Origin of the sequence: Curtobacterium sp. C1 (assembly GCF_021049325.1) — a bacterium.
In the GTDB taxonomy this organism is placed as follows: domain Bacteria; phylum Actinomycetota; class Actinomycetes; order Actinomycetales; family Microbacteriaceae; genus Curtobacterium; species Curtobacterium citreum.
In genome coordinates this window covers 1,948,411-1,971,801 of the sequence record NZ_CP088076.1, presented here as the reverse complement: position 1 = coordinate 1,971,801, position 23,391 = coordinate 1,948,411, and the positions used below count along the sequence as shown (strand labels likewise).

Sequence of the window (23,391 nt, the reverse complement as noted above, 5' to 3'; positions counted from 1 at the left end):
GCCCGCCCCCGGCCAGCCGCCCGCCCGCCGCAGCCGACGCGCCGGGCCGCACCCGTGCCTCCAGGCCGGCTGCCGGGGGACCCTGGCAGGGTGGGACGCATGTCCGTCGCCCTCGCACCCGCCCGGAAGCGCCGGCGCTGGCCGATCGTCCTCGTCGTGCTCCTCGTCGTGCTGGCCGCGCTCGCGGTCGTCGCCGAGTTCGTCCTGCGCGGCGTGGTGGACCGCACGATCGCCGACCAGGTCGAGCAGGCCCTGCCCGACGGCACGACCGGCGAGGTCACTGCCCACGCCGAGGGCATCGTCCTGCCGCAGCTGATCGCCGGGACGCTCGACCGGGTGGACATCTCGTCGGACCGGATCACGGTCGACGGCGTCCCGCTCGCGGCGGACGTCACCGTGCACGACGTCCCGGTCGACGGGAAGGGCGACGTCCGGGACGTCGACGGGCACGTGACGCTCGCCGCCTCGAGCGTGAAGGACCTGGCGAAGTACAGCCCGCTGTTCGACCGGCTCCGGCTCGTCGACGGCGGGGTCGAGCTCTCCGGCTCCACCGCGGTGCTCGGCTACGACATCTCGTACGCGGCCACCGGTGACGTCGTGGCGCAGCCCGACGGCCGCGGCGTGACGATCACGCCGCAGACGGTCCGGATCACGAACTCGGCGCTTGGGCTCAAGGTGGACTCCATCCCCGGCGTGACCGACGTGCCCGTGACGGTCTGCACGGCGCAGTTCCTGCCGGAGCAGCTGCGGGTCCGCTCGCTCGACATCACCGGGTCGGACGCGACGGTGCGGGTCACGGCCGACCGGCTGCCGCTCACGGAGCAGGGACTGCAGACCGTGGGGACCTGCAGCAGCTGACGGCGCGGGCGCGCGTGTCGGCGCGCCGCGGCCCGTAACAGCGGACTGGAGGCTCGTCCCGGCTCGCTAGGATCGGGTCCCGTGAGCGAGAACCCCCTTGCCCCGCCGCGGCTGCGGGTCCCCGACGACGCCTCCGCGCTGAGCGCGCGCATCTGGCCCGCGTCCGCGACGCGGACCGACGACGGCTCGCTCGCGATCGGCGGCGTCGCCGCCGCCGACCTGGTCGCGCAGTACGGCACGCCGCTCTACGTCGTCGACGAGCGCGACGTGCAGTCCCGTGCCGTCCGCGTGCGCACCGCGTTCGACGACGCCTTCGGCCGGATCGGTACCCGGGCGCACGTCTACTACGCCGCGAAGGCGTTCCTCACGACCCAGGTCGCCGCGTGGATGGCCGAGGCCGACCTCCGCGTCGACGTCTGCACGGGCGGGGAGCTCGCGGTCGCACTGGCCGGCGGTGTCGACCCAGCACGCCTGGGCTTCCACGGCAACGACAAGTCCGACGCCGAGATCGCCCGCGCGGTCGAGGTCGGCCTCGGCACGATCGTGCTCGACAGCCACGAGGAGATCGGCCGCGTTGCCCGTGCCGCGGCGGTCGCCGGGACCGTGCAGCGCGTCCGCATCCGGATCAACAGCGGCGTCCACGCGTCGACGCACGAGTACCTGGCGACCGCGCGCGAGGACCAGAAGTTCGGCATCCCGCTGACCGAGGCCGTCCAGGCCGCCGCAGCCGTGCGCGCGGAGCCGAGCCTGGCGTTCGTCGGTCTGCACTCGCACATCGGCTCGCAGATCTTCGACGAGTCGGGCTTCCGCGAGGCCGCCCGCCGTCTGATGGACGTGCACGCCGAGCTCGTGCAGTCCGGTCCGGTGCCGGAGCTGAACCTCGGCGGCGGTTGGGGGATCGACTACACCGAGGCGGACGAGGCGTTCGCCCCGGAGGACGTCGCCGAGGCACTCGCCACCATCGTCGCCGAGGCCTGCGCCGAGCGCGACATCCCGGTGCCGGAGATCGCGGTCGAGCCCGGCCGCTACATCGTCGGCCCGGCGGGCGTCACGCTCTACCGCGTCGGCACGATCAAGCCGGTCGCGCTCGAGACCGAGGACGGCGCGACCGCCACGCGCACGTACGTGTCGGTCGACGGCGGCATGAGCGACAACGCCCGTCCCGCGCTGTACGGCGCCGACTACACCGCCCGGCTCGCCCGTACCTCGGACGCCCCGGCCGTCCTGACGCGCGTCGTCGGCAAGCACTGCGAGTCGGGCGACATCGTCGTGCACGACGAGTACCTGCCCGGCGACGTGCACCGAGGCGACCTGCTCGCCGTCGCGGCCACCGGTGCCTACTGCTGGGCGCTGTCGAGCAACTACAACCACGTCGGCCGCCCGCCGGTCGTCGCGGTGGCGGACGGCACTGCCCGTACCCTGGTCCGGGGCGAGTCGATCGACGACCTCCTCGCCCGCGACACCGGGGTCGTCCCCGCGCCCGCAGCCGGCGCGGCCGGATGACCCGAGAACGACAGGACCCGCACCAGATGATCGAATACCGCAACGTCCGCGTCGCGCTGCTCGGAGCCGGCTCGGTCGGCTCCCAGGTGGCCCGGCTGCTCCTGGAGCACGGCGACGAGCTCGCCTCCCGTGCCGGCGCCGGCCTCGAGCTCGTGGGCATCGCGGTCCGCGACACCGACGCGCCTCGGGACGTGGACCTGCCGAAGGAGCTCTTCACGACGGACGCGGCGTCGCTCATCCTCGGCGCGGACATCGTCGTCGAGCTCATCGGCGGCATCGAGCCCGCGCGCACGCTCGTCCTGCAGGCGCTGCAGTCCGGCGCCGACGTCGTCACGGGCAACAAGGCGCTCCTCGCGACGCATGGCCCGGAGCTCTTCGCCGTGGCGGAGCAGGTCGGCGCGCAGCTCTACTACGAGGCCGCGGTCGCCGGGGCGATCCCGATCATCCGTCCGCTGCACGACTCGCTCGCGGGCGACCGCATCGAGCGGATCATGGGCATCGTCAACGGCACGACGAACTTCATCCTCGACCTGATGGACCGCGAGGGCGCGACGTTCGAGGACGCCCTGGCCACGGCGACCGAGCTCGGGTACGCCGAGGCCGACCCGACCGCCGACGTCGAGGGCTACGACGCAGCGCAGAAGGCCGCCATCCTCGCGTCGCTCGCGTTCCACACCTCGGTCCCACTCGCCGCCGTGCACCGCGAGGGCATCACCTCGGTCACGATCGAGCAGGTCCGGGCCGCGCGGAAGGCCGGCTACGTCGTGAAGATCCTCGCGACGGCCGAGCGCCTCACCGACGCGCAGGGCGTCGAGGGCGTGAGCGCCCGGGTGTACCCGGCGCTCGTCCCGGAGTCGCACCCCCTGGCGAGCGTGCACGGCGCGAAGAACGCCGTGTTCGTCGAGGCCGAGGCGGCCGGCGACCTCATGTTCTACGGCGCGGGTGCCGGCGGCGTCGAGACGGCGTCCGCGGTGCTCGGCGACCTGGTGTCCGCCGCCCGTCGCCACGTCATCGGCGGCCCCGGGATCGCCGAGTCGACGCAGTCGGCGCTGCCGGTCTTCCCGATCGGCTCGGTGAGCACGCGCTACCAGATCACGCTGCACGTCGCGGACGCCCCCGGAGTGCTCTCCACCGTCGCCGGCGTCCTCGCCGACCACGGCGTCAGCGTCGAGACCGTCGAGCAGACCGCCGCCACCGACCCGGGCGACGGCACGGCCGGCACCGCGAACCTCGTGATCGGCACGCACCTCGCCCGCGAGTCCGCCCTGGCCGACACGGTCCGGGCCCTCCGCGGCGAGGACGTCGTCGTCGAGGTCACGAGCGTGCTCCGAGTCGTCGGCGCCTGACGATCACCCCACCGCCCCCGACTGCAACACACCGAACAAGGAGAGCCTGATGGCCCACCAGTGGCAGGGAGTCCTGCGCGAGTACGCCGACCGTCTCGACGTGACCGAGACGACGCCGGTCGTCACCCTCGGCGAGGGCGGGACCCCGCTCATCCCGGCTCGTCGCCTGTCGGAGCGCACCGGCGCCGAGGTCTACGTGAAGTACGAGGGCATGAACCCGACCGGCTCCTTCAAGGACCGTGGCATGACGATGGCGATCTCGAAGGCCGTCGAGCACGGTGCGAAGGCCGTCATCTGCGCCTCGACCGGCAACACGAGCGCGTCGGCCGCCGCCTACGCCACGCACGCGGGGATCACCGCTGCGGTGCTCGTGCCCGAGGGCAAGATCGCCATGGGCAAGCTCAGCCAGGCCGTCGCGCACGACGGCCAGCTGCTGCAGGTGCAGGGCAACTTCGACGACTGCCTCGACATCGCGCGCGACCTCGCTGCGAACTACCCGGTGCACCTCGTCAACTCGGTCAACAACGACCGCATCGAGGGGCAGAAGACCGCCGCGTTCGAGGTCGTCGACGTCCTCGGTGACGCGCCGGACTTCCACTTCCTGCCCGTCGGCAACGCCGGCAACTACACGGCGTACTCCCGCGGCTACCGCGAGGACGTCGCGGCCGGCCGGTCGACGAAGATGCCGCGCATGTTCGGCTTCCAGGCCGCCGGATCCGCCCCGATCGTCCGCGGCGAGGTCGTCCCGAACCCGGACACCATCGCGTCGGCGATCCGCATCGGCAACCCGGCCTCGTGGCAGTACGCGCTCGAGGCCCGGGACGAGACCGACGGCTACTTCGGTGCGATCACCGACGAGGCGATCCTCGTCGCGCACCGCATCCTGTCCGCCGAGGTCGGCGTCTTCGTCGAGCCCGCGTCCGCGATCGGCGTGGCCGGACTGCTCGAGCGTGCCGACGCCGGCATCGTGCCCAAGGGTGCGAAGGTCGTCATCACGGTGACCGGACACGGCCTCAAGGACCCGCAGTGGGCCCTCCGCACGCCGGACGGCGGCGAGGTCGCCCCGACGAGCGTCCCGGTCGACACGAAGTCGGTCGCCGACGTGCTCGGACTGGTCGGCTCCGCGTGAGCGTCGACCGCTCGTCCGGACCGGGGGAGGGCATGACCGCCCGCAACGCTGTACCGGCCGGACGGGCGGTGCGTGTGCGCGTCCCGGCGACCTCTGCGAACCTCGGCCCGGGGTTCGACTCCCTGGGGCTCGCGCTGTCGCTCTACGACGAGGTCGTCGTCCGGGTCCGTCCGGAGCCGGGCGCGACCGTCACGGTCGAGGGCGTCGGTGCCGGCGAGGTCGCGACGGACGACTCGAACCTGGTCGTCCGGGCCGTCCGCCGCGGCCTCGAGCACGCCGGAGTGGCCCAGCCCGGGCTCGAGCTGCACGCCGTCAACGCGATCGCGCACGGGCGCGGCATGGGTTCGTCCGCCGCGGCGATCGTCGCCGGGCTGATGGCCGCCCGCGGACTCCTCGAGGGGATCGTCGACCTCGACGCATCGACCCTGCTGTCGCTCGCCACCGAGATGGAGGGGCACCCCGACAACGTCGCCCCGGCCCTCTTCGGCGGTCTGACGATCGCGTGGATGACGCCAGAGGGCCCCGCGTACAAGCGGCTGCTCGTCCACCGCGGTGTCTCGCCGGTGGTCTTCGTGCCGACCTCGACGCTGTCGACGAAGCTCGCGCGGTCCCTGCAACCCGCGAGCGTGCCGCACGAGGACGCCGCGTTCAACGTGTCGCGCTCCGCCCTGCTCGTCGCCGCGCTCATCCAGAGCCCCGAGCTGCTGCTCGCCGCGACCGAGGACCGCCTGCACCAGTCGTACCGGGCGAGCGCGATGCCCGAGACGGACGCGCTCATCGGTCTCCTCCGGCAGCAGGGCCTCGCCGCGGTCGTCTCCGGCGCGGGACCGAGCCTGCTCGTCCTGGGCAGCGACCCGGCGCAGCGCCTGACGGCCGCGGACCTGGTGGCGCGACACGCGCAGTCCGACTGGCGGGCCCTCATGCTGGCCGTGGACCTGGGTGGTGCTACAGTGGTGCCGCACTCGGCGCTCGAAGCCGATCCCGCGTAGGCGCAAGGACTGCTCCTCACCAGCGCAGGGTCCGGTGCGCGGGGGCACTCTCTTTCTGATCACCGAATCCCGGTCCGTCGTCTGAACGACGGTCGACGCGCACCCATGCGCCGGGACGGTGGAAACTCTCCGCGTTCTGCGGTTCGAAAGGAAACACCGACTTGACGAACGTCAACGACTCCACTCCGGTGGAGATCCCCAGCGACCTGCGCGCCCTCCGGCTCCCGGAGCTCCAGCGGATCGCCTCCTCGCTCGGCATCACCGGGCTCTCCAAGCTCCGCAAGGGCGACCTCATCGCCTCGATCGAGGACAAGCGTCCCGCCGACGCCGCCCCCGCCGAGACCCCCGCGGTCGAGACCCCCGCGGTCGAGACCCCCGCGGTCGAGACCCCCGCGGTCGAGACCCCCGCGGTCGAGACCCCCGCGGCAGCCGAGCCGACCGAGGCCCCCGCCGCCGAGCAGCCCGCCCGTGGCCGTCGCTCGCGCCGTGCCTCGTCCGGCGGCACGGTCAGCGCCGCGCCGACCTCGGCCGCCGAGCACACCAACCACGGCCACACCGGCACCGAGGACCTGCTCGCGGGCCTCGACCAGGTGCGCGCGGAGAAGGACGCGCAGGAGGCCGCCCAGGCCGGACAGCGCCGTGGCCGTGGCCGCGGTCCCGCCGCCGAGGCGCCGACGGTCGACGCCGCCGACCAGCCGGCCGATGCCGGTCAGCAGCCGGCCGACGCCGGTCAGCAGCAGGCCGACCAGGGTCGGTCGCAGGACGACCAGGGCCAGCAGGACCAGGGTCAGGGCCAGGACGACCAGCAGGGCGAGGGCGGCTCGCGCCGCGGACGCCGCAGCCGGGGTCGGGGTCGTGGCCGCGGGCAGAACGGCGAGAACGGCGAGCAGCAGTCCGGCGAGCAGAACGGCCAGCAGAAGCAGGCCGGTCAGCAGCACGCCAAGCAGGACGAGCAGCAGGCCGACGCCGACCAGGACGACCGCCAGCAGCAGAACGGCCAGAACGGCCAGCAGAAGCAGAACGGCCGCCAGAACCAGAACGGCCAGCAGAAGCAGAACGGCCAGCAGCAGAACGGCCCGCAGCAGAACGGCCAGCAGGACGACGCCGAGGGCGGCCGCGGCCGTCGTCAGCGGGACCGCAAGCGCGGCCGTGGCGCCCAGAACGACGAGTTCGAGCCGGAGATCACCGAGGACGACGTCCTCATCCCGATCGCCGGCATCCTCGACGTCCTCGACAACTACGCCTTCGTGCGCACCACGGGCTACCTGCCCGGCCCGAGCGACGTCTACGTCTCGCTCGGCCAGGTGAAGAAGTACCACCTGCGCAAGGGCGACGCGGTCGTCGGCGCGATCAAGCAGCCGCGGGACAACGAGCAGCAGGGCCGCCAGAAGTACAACGCCCTGGTCAAGGTCGACTCGATCAACGGGCAGACCACGGACGAGGCAGCGGCTCGCAAGGACTTCTCCGACCTGACCCCGCTGTACCCGAACGAGCGCCTGCGCCTCGAGACCGAGCCGCAGAAGCTGTCCACGCGGATCATCGACCTCGTGTCGCCGATCGGCAAGGGCCAGCGCGGGCTCATCGTGTCCCCGCCCAAGGCCGGCAAGACCGTCGTGCTGCAGGCCATCGCCAACGCGATCGCGAAGAACAACCCCGAGGCGCACCTCATGGTCGTCCTGGTGGACGAGCGTCCCGAAGAGGTCACCGACATGCAGCGCTCGGTGAAGGGCGAGGTCATCGCCTCGACCTTCGACCGACCGGCCGAGGACCACACCACGGTCGCCGAGCTCGCCATCGAGCGTGCGAAGCGTCTCGTCGAGCTCGGTCACGACGTCGTCGTGCTGCTCGACTCGATCACCCGCCTGGGCCGCGCCTACAACCTGGCGACCCCGGCCTCCGGTCGCGTACTCTCCGGCGGCGTCGACTCCGCAGCGCTCTACCCGCCGAAGCGATTCTTCGGCGCCGCGCGCAACATCGAGGACGGCGGCTCGCTGACCATCCTCGCGACCGCGCTCGTCGAGACCGGCTCGAAGATGGACGAGGTGATCTTCGAGGAGTTCAAGGGCACCGGCAACATGGAGCTCCGCCTGAACCGCCACCTGGCCGACAAGCGGATCTTCCCGGCCGTCGACGTCAACGCCTCCGGGACCCGTCGCGAGGAGCAGCTGCTCTCCGCCGACGAGGTCAAGATCACGTGGCGCCTGCGTCGAGCCCTCGCCGGGCTCGACCCGCAGCAGGCGCTCGAGATCGTGCTGCGGAACCTCAAGGAGACGCAGTCCAACGTCGAGTTCCTCGTCCAGGTGCAGAAGTCGGTCCCGACGACCGGCGGGCGCCACGACGGCCACCAGGAGTAAGGCGTGTTCGAGTCGGTGGCGGGGCTGCTGGCGGAACACGAGGACCTGACGCAGCAGCTGTCGGACCCCGCGCTCCACGCCGATGCCGCCCGGGCGAAGAAGGTGAACCGGCGCTACGCCGAGCTGAGCCAGATCAAGGCCGCGTACGAGTCCTGGCAGGCGGCGGGGGACGACCTCGCCGCCGCCCAGGAGCTCGCCCGCGAGGACGAGGCGTTCGCGGACGAGGTCCCCGGGCTGCAGGAGCAGCTGGCGGAGCGCCAGGAGCGCCTCCGCCGGCTCCTCATCCCGCGCGACCCGGACGACGGGCGCGACGTGATCATGGAGATCAAGGGCGGTGAGGGCGGCGAGGAGTCGGCGCTCTTCGCCGCGGACCTGCTCCGGATGTACTCGCACTACGCCGAGGCGAAGGGCTGGAAGGTCGAGCTCCTCGAGCGCACCGAGTCCGACCTCGGCGGCTACAAGGACGTCCAGGTCGCGATCAAGTCGAACGCGACCGACCCCTCGCAGGGGGTCTGGGCACACCTGAAGTACGAGGGCGGCGTGCACCGCGTACAGCGCGTGCCGGCCACCGAGTCGCAGGGCCGCATCCACACCTCGACCACCGGCGTGCTGGTGTTCCCCGAGGTCGACGAGCCCGAAGAGGTCCAGATCAACCAGAACGACCTCAAGATCGACGTGTACCGGTCGTCCGGCCCCGGCGGGCAGTCCGTCAACACGACGGACTCCGCGGTCCGCATCACGCACCTGCCCACGGGCATCACGGTCGCGATGCAGAACGAGAAGTCGCAGCTGCAGAACCGCGAGGCCGGCATGCGCGTCCTCCGCGCCCGCATCCTCGCCCGCCAGCAGGAGGAGCTCGATGCCATCGCCTCGGACGCGCGCAAGTCGCAGATCCGCGGCATGGACCGCTCGGAGCGCATCCGCACGTACAACTTCCCGGAGAACCGGATCGCGGACCACCGCACCGGCTACAAGGCGTACGACCTGGACCGCGTGATGAACGGGGCGCTCGAGCCCGTCATCCAGTCCGCCATCTCGGCGGACGAAGAGGCCCGCCTGGCCGCCATCGGCGACCAGGACGGCCAGTAGCGGCCTGGAGGATCGGATCACCTCCGACGGTCAGCCGACGTTCACCGCGGATCGCCTCCTCGACGAGGCGACCGCGGCGCTCGTCGCGCACGGGGTCCCGTCCGCGCGTGTGGACGCCGAACTCCTGCTCGCCTGGGCGACCGACACGTCGCGAGGCGCGGTCCAGGCACGCGCGATGACCGGGGGAGCGATCGCTGCCGACCACGTCGACCGCTTCCGGCACGCGGTCGCGCGGCGCACCACCCGCGAGCCGCTCCAGCACATCACCGGCGAGGCGCACTTCCGCGCGCTGACCCTGGCCGTCGGACCCGGCGTGTTCGTGCCGCGACCGGAGACCGAGGGGGTCGTGCAGTTCGGGATCGACGCCCTGCGCGCCGCCGCGGTCCCGGAGCCCGTCGCCGTCGACCTCGGGTCGGGGAGCGGGGCGATCGCGATCGCGATGGACACCGAGGTGCCGAACGCGGTCGTGTACGCGGTGGAGCGCTCGCCCGAGGCGCTCCCGTGGACCCGGCGCAACGTCGACGCCCACGGCGGGACCGTCCGGCTCGTCGAGGGCGACCTCGCTGATGCCCTCCCGGAGCTCGACGGCACGGTGTCGGTCGTCGTCTCGAACCCGCCGTACGTGCCCGACGACATGGTGCCGGTCGACCCCGAGGTCCGCGACCACGACCCGGCGCTCGCGCTGTACGGGGGAGCGGACGGCCTCGACGCCGTCCGGGCCCTCACAGAGACGGCCTGGCGCCTGCTCGTGCCGGGTGGTCTCCTCGTGATCGAGCACGCGGAGCAGCAGGGCGCCGGTGTGCGCGAGGTCCTCGCGCGCCGGGGGTTCCGGTCCCCGGAGACGCACGTCGACCTCACCGGGCGCGACCGCACGACCACCGCGACCCGCTAGACGGACCCGAGCCGCGCCTCCAGGCTGTCGTCGGTCATCGCGACGAAGGCGCGGACCGCGTCGCGGAGGTCCGTGTGCTCCTCGACGAGCACCGCGTGGATGCCCACCGACCGTGCCGCCTCGACGTTGACCGGCATGTCGTCCGCGAAGAACGTGCGCTCGGCGGGGACACCGTGGTGCGCGAGCGCCCGCTCGAAGACCTCGGGCTCGGGCTTCCTGGCCCCGAAGTTGCTCGTCGTGTCCAGGTGCTCGCCGAAGAGCGGCGGAAGCGACGGTACCCAGCGGCCGATCCACCGCCCGGCGAGCGGTCCGTTGTTCGTGAGGAGTCCGACGCGCCCGTGCTCGGCGGCGATCCGGACCGCCTCGACCCGGTCCGGGAGCTCCGTCATGGCCGCGCCGCGGATCCGCGCCCAGTCGGCCTCGGGCACGTCGGTGCCCATCGCGTCGGCGAACGCGGCCAGGTAGTCGTCGCCGTCGGCGTAGTGGCCGGCCTCGGCGCGGGCCTCGTTCCCGCAGTCCCACCAGCGGCGGCGGAGCTCCGCGAAGTCGTGTCCGGTGAACTCGGCGAGGGCGGCCATCCGGACCCGCCAGTCGTACCGGACGAGGACCTCGTCCATGTCGAAGAGGAACAGGAGGCGGGGCGCGTCGGTCTCGTTCACGATGCCACCCATTGTGTCGCACTATCATCGTCGAGTCATGGCCTCCCGATACGACTGCACCGACCCCGACGGGCTCCTGACCGGGATGCGGCTCGCACGTGCCGCGCTCGGGCGCGGAGAGCTCGTCGTCGTCCCCACCGACACCGTCTACGGCCTGGCGGCGGACGCGTTCAGCGCGAGCGCCGTCCAGCGCCTCCTCGACGCGAAAGGCCGCACGCGGCAGTCGCCGCCGCCGGTGCTCATCCCGGGGCCGCCGACGCTCGAGGCGCTGGCCACCGAGATCCCGCAGCAGGTCCGTGACCTCGTCGACGAGTTCTGGCCCGGCGGCCTCACCGTGATCCTGCGCGCGCAGCCCTCGCTCGACTGGGACCTGGGGGAGACGCGGGGGACCGTCGCGCTCCGGATGCCCGACTCGCGGATCGCCCTCGAGCTCCTGCAGGAGGTCGGACCGCTCGCAGTCTCCTCCGCGAACTCCACGGGCGACCCCGCAGCGATGGACGTCGACCGGGCCGAGGCGATGCTCGGCGACAGCGTGTCGGTGTACCTGGACGGCGGCCCGATCGCCGTGCGGGACGGCGTCGCGGCGTCCACCGGATCGACCATCGTCGACGCGACCGGGCTGTCCACCGGGGGGAAGGTGACCATCGTGCGGCACGGCGTCATCCCCGACGACGAGATCGCCCGGGTCGTCGGAGCCGACCTGCTCACGTGAAGTACTACCTGCTCGCCGGCGCGATCGCCGCGGTCGTGAGCTTCTGCATGAGCTGGATCGTGTGGAAGCTCGGCCTGCGGTACGGCTGGTACCCGAAGGTCCGGGAGCGCGACGTGCACCGCACGCCGACCCCGCGGCTCGGCGGGATCGCGATGTACATCGGCGTCATCGTGGCGATGCTCGCCGCGTGGTTCCTGTTCCCGTCCATCGCGGGGACCGACTACTTCCGCCTGGTGTTCAGCGAACCGGGGCGCGTGCTCGCGGTGCTCGGCGGGGCGACGATCATCGTCGTGCTCGGCGTCGCCGACGACATCTGGGACCTGGACTGGATGACCAAGCTGGCCGGGCAGATCATCGCCGCGGGCATCCTCGCGTGGCAGGGCGTGGCGATCGTCTCGCTGCCGATCGGCAACACGCTCGGCGTCGGCTCGTCGTACATGAGCCTGATCTTCACGGTGCTCGCGGTCGTGCTCGTGATGAACGCCGTGAACTTCATCGACGGGCTGGACGGCCTGGTCGCCGGCGTCGCGATCATCGCCGGCGGCGTGTTCTTCCTGTACACGTTCTTCATCAACCGCGTGGTCGTCCAGACGGAGTTCTTCTTCAACCTGCCGTCGCTGCTCACGGCGGTGCTCGTCGGGGCGTGCTTCGGCTTCCTCATCCTGAACTGGCACCCCGCGAAGCTCTTCATGGGGGACGCGGGCGCGCTCCTCGTCGGCTTCCTGATGGCCACGAGCGCGGTGTCGGTGACGGGCAACATCGACCCGGCGGCGGTGCAGACGCGCCAGGCCCTGCTCCCGGCGTTCATCCCGATCCTGCTGCCGTTCGCGATCCTGATCGTGCCGATCCTCGACTTCGGCCTGGCCGTCACCAGGCGCCTGAGCGCGGGGAAGTCGCCGTTCTCGGCCGACCGGAAGCACCTGCACCACCGGCTGCTCGACATGGGGCACTCGCACTTCCACGCGGTGCTCATCTTCTACGCGTGGACCGCGACCGTCGCGTTCGGGTGCCTGCTGTTCCTGTTCGTGGACTGGTACTGGGTGCTGACCTTCGTCGCCGTCGGGTTCACCGTGTGCGCCGTCGCCACGTTCGCCCCGCTCGGCCGGAAGCGCGCCGAGTTCGCCGCGCAGGCCGCCACGCGGTCGTCCCCCGTGGTGGACGCCCGCCTCGACCCCCTCGACCGCGCCGCCAACGACCGATCGATCCCTGGAGACCCCTCGTGACCGCACCGAACGCCCTCGACCACGTCCGGCCGGTCTTCCGCCGCATCCTCCTCTGGGCGGGCCTGCTCGCCGTCGCGCTGGCGGTCGTCGGCGGCGTCGTCGGGCTCGTCGTGAGCGGTACGCCCGGCCTGGTCGGGGGACTGCTCGGCGCGGTGCTCAGCGTGGCGTTCCTCGGGCTCACGGCGCTGTCGGTGCTCGTCGCCCTGCGGGTGTCGAAGGGGCAGATGATCTCCGGTGCCTTCTTCGGCATCGTGATGGGCACCTGGATCCTGAAGTTCATCCTGTTCCTCGTGGTGCTCATCGCGCTGCGTGACCGGGCGTGGGTGGACTTCCCGGTGCTCGCGGTCGTGATCATCGTCGGCGTCGTCGGATCCCTCGTGATCGACGTCGTCGCGGTCGCCAAGGCGCGCATCCCGATCGGCGTCAGCCTGCCCGGTGACGGCTCCGCTCCTGGGAACGACACCCCCCGCTCCTGAGAGCCCGGGAAGCCTCTCGCACCTGATAGGCTTCTCGAAGTCCGCGTCCGGAGCCTCGCTCGGAGCGGACGAGCCTCCACACAGTCCACCATCGCGTGCCATGACGTGCGCGCGCCGACACAGGAGACAGCGCTGCTATCCCACGCTCTTCCCCTGTCCCTCACCGCTGCGGCCAACACCGTGGCGGCGGGGAGCAGCAAGGCCGCCGAATTCCATGGTCCGTCGATCAACGAGTTCTTCCCGGACCCGATCTTCTTCGCCGGGACCCCGATCGAGATGGACCGCATCGTCCTCATCCGCTTGTTCGCGGTGGCCGTGCTGCTCGTCTTCGCGTTCGTCGGGACGCGCGCGCTGAAGCTCGTCCCGAACCGGGGCCAGGCCTTCATCGAGTACGCGTTCGACGTCGTCCGTCGCAACACCTTCGACAACCTGGGTGAGAAGGACGGCAAGCGCTTCCTGCCGCTCCTCGCCACGGTCTTCTTCGGTGTGCTCTTCATGAACCTGACGGGTCTCATCCCGTTCATGAACATCGCCGGGACCAGCCGCATCGCGATGCCGATGATCCTCGCGATCGTCGCCTACGTCGCCTTCATCTACGCCGGTCTCCGCAAGCACCCGGGCACGTTCCTGCGCAACGCGCTCTTCCCGCCCGGGGTGCCGTGGCCGCTGTACATCATCGTGACGCCGATCGAGATCGTCTCGACGTTCGTGCTCCGTCCGGTGACGCTCACCCTGCGACTGCTCATGAACATGGTCGTCGGCCACCTCCTCCTGGTGCTGTTCTTCTCGGCGACCTGGTTCTTCTTCTTCGACGCCGACAGCCTCTTCAAGCTGTTCGGCATCGGGACCCTGGCGTTCGGCATCGCGTTCAGCTTCTTCGAGATCCTCGTCGCGCTGCTGCAGGCGTACGTCTTCATGCTGCTGACCGCTGTGTACATCCAGCTCGCGCTGGCTGACGAGCACTGACCTACTGACCCCCTACGGCACGACATCCGTCGGGCCGCACTCGAAAGGAAAACACGTGGACGCAACGACCGTTCTCGCGGCAATCAACGGCAACATCGCGACGGTTGGCTACGGCCTCGCCGCGATCGGTCCGGCCATCGGCGTGGGCATCGTCGTCGGCAAGACGATCGAGTCCGTCGCTCGCCAGCCTGAGCTCCAGGGCCGTCTGACGACCCTCATGTACATCGGTATCGCCTTCACGGAGGCCCTGGCCTTCATCGGTATCGCGACGTACTTCATCTTCACCAACTAAGGCTTCTCGATGCAGACTGCACTCATCATCGCGGCGGAGGAGACCCACAATCCGCTGATCCCGCCGGTGTACGACATCGTGTGGTCCGCGGTGGCCTTCGTCATCATCTTCATCGTGATGTGGCGCGTCGTGACGCCGCGCATCACGAAGATGCTCGATGAGCGCACCGAGGCCATCGAGGGTGGCATCAAGAAGGCGGAAGCCGCTCAGGAGCAGGCCGCGGCCGCGCTCGAGGAGTACAACAAGCAGCTCGCCGACGCGCGTGCCGAAGCCTCGCGGATCCGCGAGCAGGCCCGTGCCGACGCGACCGCGATCGGCAACGAGGTCCGCGAGCAGGCACAGGCGGATGCGGCACGCATCACCGCCAACGCCCAGGCGCAGATCGAGGCCGAGCGGCAGAGCGCGCTCCAGTCGCTGCGGAGCGAGGTGGGCACCCTCGCCCTCGACCTCGCCTCCGGTGTGATCGGCGAGTCGCTCCGCGACGACGCGAAGTCGGCCGCGGTCGTGGACCGCTTCCTCGCCGACCTCGAGGCATCGCAGGGCCAGTCGGCCGGGGAGCGCTGAGCATGCGCAGCGCCACCAGGGAAGCACTCACGTCGACGAGGGCGGTGCTCGCCGACCTCGGCGGGTCGGTCGACCTCGGCGCGGGTGTCGAGATCCTCGCCTCCGGGCGTGCGATCGCCGGTGCGCCCCAGCTGCTCGGACTGCTCTCGGACCCGACGGCGGACGTCGTCGGCAAGAAGGTCCTCATCGACCGCGTCTTCGCCGGCCAGTCCGACGCGACGCGTGCGGTCCTGACCGCCGTGGCCGGCTCGCGCTGGTCCTCGCAGCAGGACCTGCTCGCCGGCATCGAGGACGCGGGCATCCGCGCCGTCGCGGCCACCGCGTCGTCGGACACCTCGATCGAGGCCGAGCTGTTCGCGTTCGAGACCGCCGTCCGTTCGGACGCGTCGCTCGAGCTCGCACTCGGCACGAAGCTCGGCAGCCCGGCGGAGAAGGCCGCGCTCGTCGAGCGTCTGATCGGGTCGAAGGCCTCGGCGCAGACGACCGCGATCGTCGCCCACCTCGTGCAGCAGCCGCGTGGCCGCCGCATCGGTGAGCTCGTCCGCGACGCCTCGCGCATCGTGGCCGACCAGGCGGGCAAGCTCGTCGCGACGGTCATCACCGCGACCCCGCTCTCGGACGGCCAGGCGGCTCGCGTCGCCCGGGGTCTCGCCGAGCGGTACGGCAAGGACATCAGCGTCAACCACGTCGTCGACCCCGCGGTCGTCGGCGGGGTCCGCGTGCAGGTCGGTGGCGACGTCATCGACGGCACGGTGTCCACGCGCTTGTCGGAGCTCCGGCTCCAGCTCGCCGGCTGAGCGTACGGTCGAAGCCGCCCCACCCAAGTCCACAACGGGAACTGCCGAGTCAGGCAGCGTCACCCTCTCGGAGCCGAAGGGCCCCGGAAACCAACAAGGAAAATCCCATGGCAGACATCACCATCAGCCCCGATGAGATCCGTGATGCCCTGAAGGACTTCGTCTCGAACTACGAGCCGACGAAGGCCTCCACGGCCGAGGTCGGGCACGTCACCGACGCGGGCGACGGCATCGCGCACGTCGAGGGCCTCCCCGGCGTCATGGCGAACGAGCTCATCCGCTTCGAGGACGGGACCCTGGGTCTCGCGCAGAACCTCGACGAGGACGAGATCGGCGCCATCGTGCTCGGCGAGTTCGCCGGCATCGAGGAGGGCCAGGAGGTCACCCGCACGGGTGAGGTCCTGTCCGCCCCCGTCGGCGACGGCTTCCTCGGTCGCGTGGTCGACCCGCTCGGCAACCCGATCGACGGTCTCGGCGAGATCCAGGCCGAGGGCCGTCGTGCCCTTGAGCTCCAGGCCCCTGGAGTCATGTCCCGCAAGTCGGTCCACGAGCCGCTCCAGACCGGCATCAAGGCGATCGACGCCATGATCCCGGTCGGCCGCGGTCAGCGTCAGCTGATCATCGGCGACCGCCAGACCGGCAAGACGGCGATCGCGATCGACACGATCATCAACCAGAAGGCCAACTGGGAGTCCGGCGACGTCGAGAAGCAGGTCCGCTGCATCTACGTCGCGATCGGTCAGAAGGGCTCCACGATCGCCTCCGTCAAGGGTGCGCTCGAGGACGCCGGCGCGATGGAGTACACCACCATCGTCGCCGCTCCGGCCTCCGACCCGGCCGGCTTCAAGTACCTCGCCCCCTACACCGGTTCGGCCATCGGCCAGCACTGGATGTACGGCGGCAAGCACGTCCTGATCATCTTCGACGACCTGTCGAAGCAGGCCGAGGCCTACCGCGCCGTGTCCCTCCTCCTCCGTCGTCCGCCGGGCCGCGAGGCCTACCCGGGTGACGTCTTCTACCTGCACTCCCGTCTGCTGGAGCGTTGCGCGAAGCTGTCCGACGACCTCGGCGCCGGCTCGATGACGGGTCTCCCGATCATCGAGACCAAGGCGAACGACGTCTCGGCGTACATCCCGACCAACGTGATCTCGATCACCGACGGCCAGATCTTCCTGCAGTCGGACCTGTTCAACGCGAACCAGCGTCCGGCCGTCGACGTGGGCATCTCGGTTTCGCGCGTCGGTGGTGACGCCCAGGTGAAGTCGATCAAGAAGGTCTCCGGCACGCTCAAGCTCGAGCTCGCGCAGTACCGCTCGCTCGAGGCGTTCGCGATGTTCGCGTCCGACCTCGACCAGGCGTCGCGTCGTCAGCTCGACCGCGGTGCGCGTCTGACCGAGCTCCTCAAGCAGCCGCAGTACTCGCCGTACCCGGTCGAGGAGCAGGTCGTCTCGATCTGGGCCGGCACGAACGGCAAGCTCGACGAGGTGCCCGTCTCCGACGTGCTCCGCTTCGAGTCGGAGCTGCTCGAGCACCTCCGCCGCAACTCGGACGTCCTGACGACGCTCCGCGAGACCAACCAGCTCAGCGACGACACTGTCGCCGCGATGGACCGCGAGATCGACGCCTTCAAGAAGGGCTTCCAGACGAGCGACGGCAAGACGCTCGGCTCGGAGCAGTTCGACGCGGCGCAGGCCGAGGACGTCGACCAGGAGCAGATCGTCAAGGGTCGTCGCTAGATGGCGGCACAGGTCCGGGTCTACCGACAGCGAATCAAGTCGGCGAAGACCACGAAGAAGGTCACTCGCGCGATGGAGCTGATCTCGGCGTCGCGGATCCAGAAGGCACAGGCGCGCATGGCCGCGTCCGGCCCGTACTCGCGGGCCGTGACGCGTGCCGTGTCGGCCGTGGCGACGTTCTCGAACGTCGACCACGTGCTGACCACCGAGCCCGAGTCCTCGACCCGTGCGGCGGTCGTCCTGTTCACCTCCGACCGCGGCCTCAACGGCGCGTTCAGCTCCAACGTCCTCAAGCAGGGCGAGGAGCTCGCCTCCCTGCTCCGCAGCGAGGGCAAGGACGTGGTGTTCTACCTCGTCGGTCGCAAGGCCGTCGGGTACTTCACGTTCCGTGAGCGTGCGTCGGAGCGTCAGTGGATCGGCGGCACCGACCAGCCGGAGTTCTCGACGGCGAAGGAGATCGGCGACGCGGTCGTGTCGAAGTTCCTCCAGGACACGGCGGAGGGCGGTGTGGACGAGATCCACATCGTGTTCAACCGCTTCCTGAGCCTCGCCACGCAGGAGCCCCAGGTCGTGCGTCTGCTGCCGCTCGAGGTCGTCGAGGGGGTCGAGGCGCCGTCGAACGACGAGCCGCTCCCGCTCTACGAGTTCGAGCCGGACGCCGACGCGGTGCTCGACGCGCTGCTCCCGGTCTACATCGAGAGCCGCATCTTCAACGCCATGCTGCAGTCGGCCGCTTCCGAGCACGCCGCCCGCCAGAAGGCCATGAAGTCCGCGAGCGACAACGCCGACTCGCTCATCAACGAGTTCACCCGGCTCGCGAACAACGCGCGTCAGGCCGAGATCACCCAGCAGATCTCCGAGATCGTCGGCGGCGCCGACGCCCTCTCGTCGAAGAAGAAGTAGTCCGCGGACGCCCGCGGACAGACACCACCCCTCAGGAAGGCACACGCCATGACCGACACCGCCACCACCGCGGTCGAGACGTCGTCGGCGCCCGGTGTCGGACGGATCGCCCGTGTCACGGGTCCCGTCGTCGACATCGAGTTCCCGCACGACGCCATCCCCGACATCTACAACCTCCTGCACACGACCGTCACCATCGGTGACGACTCGCAGGAGATCGGCCTCGAGGTCGCGCAGCACCTCGGCGACGACCTGGTCCGCGCCATCTCGCTGAAGCCGACCGACGGTCTCGTCCGCGGTCAGGAGGTCCGTGACTCGGGCGCCCCGATCTCGGTCCCCGTCGGCGACGTCACCAAGGGCAAGGTCTTCGACGTGCTGGGCAACGTGCTCAACACCGACGAGGCGCTCGAGGTCACCGAGCGTTGGCCGATCCACCGCAAGGCCCCGGCCTTCGACCAGCTCGAGTCGAAGACCACCATGTTCGAGACCGGCATCAAGTCGATCGACCTCCTCACGCCGTACGTGCAGGGTGGCAAGATCGGCCTCTTCGGTGGTGCGGGCGTCGGCAAGACGGTCCTCATCCAGGAGATGATCCAGCGCGTCGCGCAGGACCACGGTGGTGTCTCGGTGTTCGCCGGTGTCGGTGAGCGCACCCGTGAGGGCAACGACCTCATCGGCGAGATGGAAGAGGCCGGTGTCTTCGACAAGACCGCCCTCGTGTTCGGCCAGATGGACGAGCCGCCGGGAACGCGCCTGCGCGTGGCCCTGTCGGCGCTGACGATGGCGGAGTACTTCCGCGACGTCCAGAAGCAGGACGTGCTCCTCTTCATCGACAACATCTTCCGCTTCACGCAGGCCGGTTCCGAGGTCTCCACGCTGCTCGGTCGCATGCCGTCCGCGGTGGGCTACCAGCCGAACCTCGCCGACGAGATGGGCGTGCTCCAGGAGCGCATCACCTCGACGCGTGGTCACTCGATCACCTCGCTGCAGGCGATCTACGTGCCGGCCGACGACTACACCGACCCGGCGCCGGCGACCACGTTCGCGCACCTCGACGCGACGACCGAGCTCTCGCGTGAGATCGCGTCGCAGGGCCTGTACCCGGCTATCGACCCGCTGACCTCGACGTCGCGGATCATGGACCCCCGGTACCTGGGCGCGGACCACTACGAGACCGCGACGCGTGTCAAGCAGATCCTCCAGAAGAACAAGGAACTGCAGGAGATCATCGCGATCCTCGGTGTCGACGAGCTCTCCGAAGAGGACAAGATCACGGTCGAGCGCGCTCGTCGGATCCAGCAGTTCCTCTCGCAGAACACGTACATGGCGAAGAAGTTCACGGGTGTCGAGGGCTCGACCGTCCCGCTGAAGGACACCATCGAGTCGTTCCGCGCGATCGCCGACGGCGAGTTCGACCACGTCGCGACCCAGGCCTTCTTCAACGTCGGTGGCATCAACGACGTCGAAGAGAAGTGGGCGCAGATCCAGAAGGAGAACCGCTGACATGGCGGCACTCACCGTGAGCGTCGTCTCGGCCGACCGCGAGGTCTGGTCGGGCGACGCCACCATGGTCGTGGCTCGGACGTCCGAGGGCCAGATCGGCATCCTCGCGGGGCACGAGCCGCTGCTCGCCACCCTCGCGCAGGGGCAGGTCCGCATCACCCGAGCCGACGGCTCGACGGTGACGGCGGACGCCGAGGACGGCTTCCTGTCGGTCGAGCACGACACGGTCACGATCGTGGCGCGCCAGGCCGCGCTGGCGTCCTGACCGGACTGACCGTCCTCCTCCCGCCTTCGGAGACGAAGCGGGAGGGCGGGGACCCGGACCGCACGCTCGACCTGCGTGCGCTGTCCTTCCCGGAACTGGCCGACGAACGGGCCGCGGTGATCACCGCGGCCCGTTCCGTCAGTTCCGAGGAGTCCACGGCACGGACGGCCCTGAAGCTCGGCCCGAAGTCGATCGCCGAGCGGCTCCGCAACCTCGAGCTCGACACCGCGGCGACCCTGCCGGCGATCGAGCGGTACACCGGGGTGCTCTACGACCCGCTCGCCGCCGACGCGGCCGACGACGCCACCCGACGCTGGTGGGCGGACCACGTCGTGGTGCAGTCCGCGATGTTCGGTCCGATCGGTGCCGGCGACCACATCCCCGCCTACCGGTTGTCGCACGACTCGCGCCTCGGCCCGCTCCGGCTCGCCCGGCACTGGCCGGAGGCGTCGTCCCGCGCGATCGGCAGCCGCGGCGCCGGGCTCGTGCTCGACCTGCGGTCCGAGGGGTACCGCGCGCTCGGTCCCGTGCCCGGAGCGGTCGCTCCGCGCGTGGTGAGCGTCGACGCCGGCGGACGACGGAAGGCGTTGAACCACTGGAACAAGACCGCGAAGGGTCGGCTCGTCGCGCTCCTCGGTCGGACGGGGGCGCAGGTCGCGTCGGTCGACGACCTCGCCGCGTGGGCTCGTGCGAACGGCGTGACGTTCGACCGCACGGCCGACGGCTGGGACCTCGTCGCCGAGAGCCTGGAACCCGCTTCGGTCTGATCCTCCACAGGAGCGCTCCGGCGGCTGTCCGTCCACAGACGGGCCGCGGACGTCGGCCTGGAGGCGCGTGGCGCGTCACGATCTCGTGCATGACCTCGTCGACGAACACCCACCCGTCCACCTTCGTGCGCTGGCCACGCGAGATCGCGGCCGCCGTCACCCTCCGCGCGGCCTGCGCCGCGCTCGTCGCCCCGGAGCACCCGGAGGATGTGCTCGACCCTCGCCGCGCCGTCGTCGTCACGACGGCCTGCGGGGCGCTCGCCACGCGCTTCGCGCTGGTCGCGTTCATCGCGGCGCGCGACACCCCGGCGCCGCGCTCGGTGCGGTCGTTCGACCCGTTCCGCGACCCGACCCCGCCGGCGCTCACCGGGACGGGCCCGGCTCCGGACCGCGTCCGGGTGCGGGTAGCGGGGGACCGCTGCGCCTCTGCGTGGCGCCGCTGGCGGGCGGAGCGACCCGGCGGGGTGGACGACGCGATCGGGGCTGCCGGCGCCCTGGCCCTCGCCGCGTGGTGCTCGTGGGCACTCGGGTCGCCCGCACGGGCGCTCGTGCGCGCACAACACGCGCTCGACACCTGGGCCGACGATCCCCTCGCGGCGCTCGTGGCGCGCTCGGTCCGCGCCGGCAACGGGCCGAACTGGTCGACGGACCACACGGGGCGGACCGGATCGTCTACGGTGGGATGACGATGCAGCGACAGTGGACGGACGAGGACGACCTCGACGACACGGTGATCCGACCCGGGCGGACCGGCGCGGACCCGGCGGTCGCTCCGGACGACGACACCGTCATCCGACCCCGGGCCGATGAGCCCGGATCGCACGGCTCGTTCGGTGCTCCCGACGACGACACGGTCATCCGGGTCGCCGGGCCGGGCGCGCCGGCGGGCGCGAGCCGGTCCGACGGGGCAGCGACGATCCTCCCGGCCGATCCCGCACCGGTCCGTCGACTGCCGTCGATCCGTGTGGCCGGTCGTGTCGTCCGGCTCGACCACCCGGTCGTGGTCGGCCGACGGCCGACCCTGCCCCGGGTGGTGCGCGGTCCGACTCCCGAGCTCGTGGCCGTGCCGTCGCCGAGTGGGCAGGTGTCGTCCTCGCACGTGCTCGTGCACGCCGACGGCGAGGCCGCGGTGCTCGAGGACCTCCGTTCGACCAACGGCACCGTCGTCCGTCCCGCGGGAGCCGCGCCGTTCCGGATGCCGTCGGGTGCCTCGATCGTCGTGCTGACGGGTACGCTCATCGAGATCGGTGACGGCAACGTGATCGAGGTCCTGTCGCCGCACCTCCGCGTCGGACCCGCGGACGGCATCCCACCGCTCCCGCCGACCCCGTTGCCGCCGATCCCGTCCGCGCCGACCCCGTGACGCCGCCGGTGTGCCCGACGCCGCCCGTTCCCCTGACGACCAGAGAGCGACCCTGAAACCGTGACCGAACTCGGCCGAGCAGCCACCGAGCACGCCATCGACGTCCCCGGCGCCGCCGGCACGACCCTCACGCTCTCGTGGGGCGCCGCCACCGACGTCGGGCGCCGTCGGGACCACAACGAGGACAGCTACGTCGTCGGTGCACCGTTCTTCGTCGTCGCCGACGGGATGGGCGGGCACCTCGCGGGGGACCGGGCGAGCGACGCGGTCGTCCGCCGACTCGACCAGGTCGCCGACGGTCCGTTCACGACACGGCAGCAGATCCAGCGCGCGCTCCTGCTCGCGACCGCGGACATCGAGCGGGCGGCCGGCGGCAATGCGCTCGGTGCCGGCACGACCGTGACGGGTGTCGCGCTGGTCGCGTCGCACGGACTCCCGGCCGCGCTCGTGTTCAACGTGGGCGACTCACGCACCTACCGGATCGAGGACGGCACCCTGCGTCGGGTGACCGTCGACCACTCGGTCGTCCAGGAGATGGTCGACGCGGGGCTCCTGCGCGCCGAGGACGCCGAGCAGCACCCGGACAGCAACGTCATCACGCGCGCCGTCGGGTTCGGCGAGCCGCCGGAGCCGGACTGGTGGACGCTGCCGCTGCGCGCCGGCGACCGCTACATCGTCTGCTCCGACGGGCTGACCAAGGAGCTCGGGGACGTCGGCATCGGTCGGATCGCGGCCCGCGTTCCCGCCGCGCAGGACCTCGCCGAGCGTCTCGTCGGGGACGCCGTCGTCGCGGGTGGGCGGGACAACGTCACCGTCGTCGTGCTGCAGGTCGACGCGGCGCCCGCCGATCCGGACGTCGAGGACACGCTGCCCCGCCACTGACTGCGAGCAGCGGCCACCGGCATCGATCGCTGACGCCGCACTCCGCTGCGGTGACCCCCGAAGTGGGGGCGTGGGTCCGTGCTGGGGGGCGGCAGCGGGCCCGGGGCGTCGGTGCCTCGTCCG

General features: G+C 71.3%; 24 protein-coding genes. 23 read left to right on the top strand and 1 reads right to left on the bottom strand.

Going from position 1 to position 23,391, the window contains the following annotated elements:
• The first annotated feature begins 99 nt into the window (after window positions 1–99).
• The 8 genes from LQK89_RS09510 (at window position 100) to prmC (ending at window position 10,160) form a co-directional block, all read left to right on the top strand.
• Complete coding sequence (locus tag LQK89_RS09510) at window positions 100–858, top strand: LmeA family phospholipid-binding protein (RefSeq protein WP_231048955.1); 759 nt, start codon at window positions 100–102, stop codon at window positions 856–858.
• 81 nt (window positions 859–939) lie between these two features.
• Complete coding sequence (lysA, locus tag LQK89_RS09505) at window positions 940–2,361, top strand: diaminopimelate decarboxylase (RefSeq protein ID WP_231048954.1); 1,422 nt, start codon at window positions 940–942, stop codon at window positions 2,359–2,361.
• A 26-nt stretch (window positions 2,362–2,387) separates the two neighbouring features.
• Window positions 2,388–3,707, top strand: coding sequence for a homoserine dehydrogenase (locus LQK89_RS09500; protein WP_174778152.1), 1,320 nt, complete (start codon window positions 2,388–2,390; stop codon window positions 3,705–3,707).
• Between the two features lie 49 nt (window positions 3,708–3,756).
• Window positions 3,757–4,836: a threonine synthase gene (thrC, locus tag LQK89_RS09495; RefSeq protein ID WP_231048953.1), complete on the top strand. Its 1,080-nt coding sequence runs from the start codon at window positions 3,757–3,759 to the stop codon at window positions 4,834–4,836.
• 32 nt (window positions 4,837–4,868) lie between these two features.
• Window positions 4,869–5,825 carry a homoserine kinase gene (gene thrB / locus LQK89_RS09490; protein ID WP_141863332.1) on the top strand — a complete coding sequence of 319 codons (957 nt, stop codon included), beginning with the start codon at window positions 4,869–4,871 and terminating at the stop codon, window positions 5,823–5,825.
• 161 nt (window positions 5,826–5,986) lie between these two features.
• The gene (gene rho, locus LQK89_RS09485) at window positions 5,987–8,179 is read left to right on the top strand and encodes a transcription termination factor Rho (RefSeq protein WP_231048952.1); all 2,193 of its coding nucleotides are present in this window, start codon (window positions 5,987–5,989) and stop codon (window positions 8,177–8,179) included.
• A 3-nt stretch (window positions 8,180–8,182) separates the two neighbouring features.
• On the top strand, window positions 8,183–9,268 hold the full coding sequence (prfA, locus tag LQK89_RS09480; RefSeq protein WP_058740390.1) for a peptide chain release factor 1: 1,086 nt from the start codon (window positions 8,183–8,185) through the stop codon (window positions 9,266–9,268).
• Between the two features lie 16 nt (window positions 9,269–9,284).
• Window positions 9,285–10,160 carry a peptide chain release factor N(5)-glutamine methyltransferase gene (gene prmC / locus LQK89_RS09475; protein WP_231050775.1) on the top strand — a complete coding sequence of 292 codons (876 nt, stop codon included), beginning with the start codon at window positions 9,285–9,287 and terminating at the stop codon, window positions 10,158–10,160.
• Here prmC and LQK89_RS09470 read toward each other — a convergent pair.
• Window positions 10,157–10,819, bottom strand: coding sequence for an HAD family hydrolase (locus tag LQK89_RS09470; protein WP_231048951.1), 663 nt, complete (start codon window positions 10,817–10,819; stop codon window positions 10,157–10,159). The genes prmC and LQK89_RS09470 overlap by 4 nt on opposite strands.
• 37 nt (window positions 10,820–10,856) lie before the next feature.
• Here LQK89_RS09470 and LQK89_RS09465 point away from each other — a divergent pair, with 37 nt between their 5' ends.
• The 15 genes from LQK89_RS09465 to LQK89_RS09395 all read left to right on the top strand — a co-directional run bounded on the left by LQK89_RS09465 (window position 10,857) and on the right by LQK89_RS09395 (window position 23,268).
• The gene (locus tag LQK89_RS09465) at window positions 10,857–11,531 is read left to right on the top strand and encodes an L-threonylcarbamoyladenylate synthase (RefSeq protein WP_175326351.1); all 675 of its coding nucleotides are present in this window, start codon (window positions 10,857–10,859) and stop codon (window positions 11,529–11,531) included.
• A complete protein-coding gene (locus LQK89_RS09460; protein WP_114850006.1) occupies window positions 11,528–12,754 on the top strand; it encodes an MraY family glycosyltransferase in 1,227 nt (408 codons plus the stop codon). Before LQK89_RS09465 ends, LQK89_RS09460 begins: the two co-directional genes overlap by 4 nt.
• Window positions 12,751–13,230: a hypothetical protein gene (locus tag LQK89_RS09455; RefSeq protein WP_231048950.1), complete on the top strand. Its 480-nt coding sequence runs from the start codon at window positions 12,751–12,753 to the stop codon at window positions 13,228–13,230. Before LQK89_RS09460 ends, LQK89_RS09455 begins: the two co-directional genes overlap by 4 nt.
• 180 nt (window positions 13,231–13,410) lie before the next feature.
• The gene (atpB, locus tag LQK89_RS09450; protein WP_114850005.1) at window positions 13,411–14,196 is read left to right on the top strand and encodes a F0F1 ATP synthase subunit A; all 786 of its coding nucleotides are present in this window, start codon (window positions 13,411–13,413) and stop codon (window positions 14,194–14,196) included.
• A 55-nt stretch (window positions 14,197–14,251) separates the two neighbouring features.
• Window positions 14,252–14,488, top strand: a complete 237-nt coding sequence (gene atpE / locus LQK89_RS09445) for an ATP synthase F0 subunit C (RefSeq protein ID WP_096899086.1) — start codon at window positions 14,252–14,254, stop codon at window positions 14,486–14,488.
• 9 nt (window positions 14,489–14,497) lie between these two features.
• Window positions 14,498–15,052, top strand: coding sequence for a F0F1 ATP synthase subunit B (locus LQK89_RS09440; RefSeq protein WP_058740385.1), 555 nt, complete (start codon window positions 14,498–14,500; stop codon window positions 15,050–15,052).
• 2 nt (window positions 15,053–15,054) lie between these two features.
• Window positions 15,055–15,849 (top strand): F0F1 ATP synthase subunit delta, encoded by a 795-nt coding sequence (locus LQK89_RS09435; protein WP_231048949.1) that lies wholly within the window; start codon window positions 15,055–15,057, stop codon window positions 15,847–15,849.
• A gap of 107 nt (window positions 15,850–15,956) precedes the next feature.
• A complete protein-coding gene (gene atpA / locus LQK89_RS09430; RefSeq protein ID WP_058740383.1) occupies window positions 15,957–17,585 on the top strand; it encodes a F0F1 ATP synthase subunit alpha in 1,629 nt (542 codons plus the stop codon).
• Window positions 17,586–18,488, top strand: coding sequence for a F0F1 ATP synthase subunit gamma (locus tag LQK89_RS09425; protein ID WP_058740382.1), 903 nt, complete (start codon window positions 17,586–17,588; stop codon window positions 18,486–18,488).
• Window positions 18,489–18,536: 48 nt separating this feature from the next.
• On the top strand, window positions 18,537–19,991 hold the full coding sequence (gene atpD / locus LQK89_RS09420; RefSeq protein WP_114850004.1) for a F0F1 ATP synthase subunit beta: 1,455 nt from the start codon (window positions 18,537–18,539) through the stop codon (window positions 19,989–19,991).
• A gap of 1 nt (window position 19,992) precedes the next feature.
• Window positions 19,993–20,256, top strand: coding sequence for a F0F1 ATP synthase subunit epsilon (locus LQK89_RS09415; protein WP_175326349.1), 264 nt, complete (start codon window positions 19,993–19,995; stop codon window positions 20,254–20,256).
• Window positions 20,253–21,023, top strand: a complete 771-nt coding sequence (locus LQK89_RS09410) for a YaaA family protein (protein WP_331000587.1) — start codon at window positions 20,253–20,255, stop codon at window positions 21,021–21,023. The genes LQK89_RS09415 and LQK89_RS09410 overlap by 4 nt, the downstream gene beginning before the upstream one ends.
• 89 nt (window positions 21,024–21,112) lie before the next feature.
• Window positions 21,113–21,709 (top strand): hypothetical protein, encoded by a 597-nt coding sequence (locus tag LQK89_RS09405; RefSeq protein WP_231048948.1) that lies wholly within the window; start codon window positions 21,113–21,115, stop codon window positions 21,707–21,709.
• A complete protein-coding gene (locus LQK89_RS09400; protein WP_231048947.1) occupies window positions 21,706–22,386 on the top strand; it encodes an FHA domain-containing protein in 681 nt (226 codons plus the stop codon). Before LQK89_RS09405 ends, LQK89_RS09400 begins: the two co-directional genes overlap by 4 nt.
• Window positions 22,387–22,446: 60 nt before the next feature.
• Window positions 22,447–23,268, top strand: coding sequence for a PP2C family protein-serine/threonine phosphatase (locus tag LQK89_RS09395; RefSeq protein WP_174778162.1), 822 nt, complete (start codon window positions 22,447–22,449; stop codon window positions 23,266–23,268).
• Window positions 23,269–23,391: the final 123 nt, after the last annotated feature.